The following is a 1552-nucleotide window of genomic DNA, read 5'->3' on the forward strand; positions in this document are numbered from 1 at the left end:
CATCCCCTTCGAACGCCTCGTAGAAGTCCTCAACCCGCAACGCTCCCTGGCACACCACCCCCTGTTCCAGGTCATGCTCACCCTCCAGAACAACACCCACCCCAACCTCGACCTCCCCGGCATCCACGTCACCCGCCAACCGTTCGGCGGCACCCCCGCCAAGTTCGACCTGGGCTTCAACCTCAGGGAATCCCGTACGGCCGACGGCACCCCCAACGGGCTCACCGGACAACTCGACTACCGCACCGACCTCTTCCACCCCGCCACCGCCGAAGCACTCGTCACCCGTCTGCAACGGGTGCTGGAGACCGTGGTCGCGGACCCGGACATCCCCATCGACCGCGTCGACATACTCGACGAAGCCGAACGTCGGCAGATTCTGTCCGAGTGGAATGACACGGCGCGTCGGATGCCGGATGCGGTGCTGCCGGAGTTGTTCGAAGCGCAGGTGGCACGTACCCCCGACGCGGTCGCTGTCGTCTTCCAGGGCCAGGAGCTGACGTACGCCGAGCTCAACGCACGGGCGAACCGGCTGGCCCGGTACCTGATCCGGCTGGGGATCGAACCGGGGCATGCGGTGGCGGTGTGGATGGAGCGATCCACCGATCTGATAGCCGTCCTGCTGGCCGTGCTCAAGGCGGGCGGATACTACGTACCGCTGCACGAGGGCTATCCGGTGGAGCGGCTGCGCTCGGTCATGCGCGACTGCGGCGCCGACGTACTCCTCACCGACCGGCCCGCACAGGCAGCCCGCTTCACCACAGACACGCGCGTGGTCGAGGTGACCGACGCGCTCCTGGCCACTGCCGACGCCGACGAAAGCAACCCGACCCTGAACGGCAGGCATCCGCTGCAGCTCGCCTACGTGATGTACACCTCGGGCTCCACCGGCGAGCCGAAGGGCGTGGCCGTCCCCCACCGCGGAGTGGTGGAACTCGCCCTCGACAGGTCATGGGCCGACACCGCACACCAGCGGGTGCTGATGCACGCCCCGCACGCCTTCGACGCCTCCGACTACGAGATCTGGGTCCCCCTGCTCTCCGGCGGCCGAATCGTCGTAGCGCCCAACGAGCAGATCGATCCCAAAGCACTGCGCACGCTCATCGGCGATGGCCAAGTCACGGCCATCGAGCTGACGGCGGGGTTGTTCCGGGTGATCGCGGAAGAGGATCCCGGGTGTTTCGGCCAGGTCCAGGAGGTGCTGACCGGCGGTGACGTGGTCTCCCCCACCGCCGTCCAACGCGTACTCCAGGCCTGCCCGCACGTCAAGGTGCGATCGCTGTACGGGCCCACGGAGATCACCCTGTGCGCCACCCAGCACCTCATGACCCCCGCCACACCACCCGGCACATCGGTCCCCATCGGCCGGCCCATGGACAACACCCGCGCCTACGTCCTGGACGACGCACTGCGCCCCGTACCCCCCGGAGTGGCAGGCGAGCTCTACATCGCCGGGACCGGCCTCGCCCACGGCTACATCAACCAGCCCGCCACCACAGCCGAACGCTTCCTCCCCGACCCGTTCGGCCCGCCCGGCACCCGCATGTACCGC

The 1552-nt window shown here is 68.4% G+C and carries 1 protein-coding gene; it reads left to right on the forward strand.

Features of this window, described 5'->3' with window-relative positions; translation table 11 throughout:
- Positions 1-1552 (forward strand): non-ribosomal peptide synthetase (locus tag CCN51_RS40945; RefSeq protein WP_158104744.1); only part of this gene is annotated, 1552 nt, incomplete at both ends.

Source organism: Streptomyces milbemycinicus, from assembly GCF_002154605.1.
Lineage (GTDB): Bacteria > Actinomycetota > Actinomycetes > Streptomycetales > Streptomycetaceae > Streptomyces > Streptomyces milbemycinicus.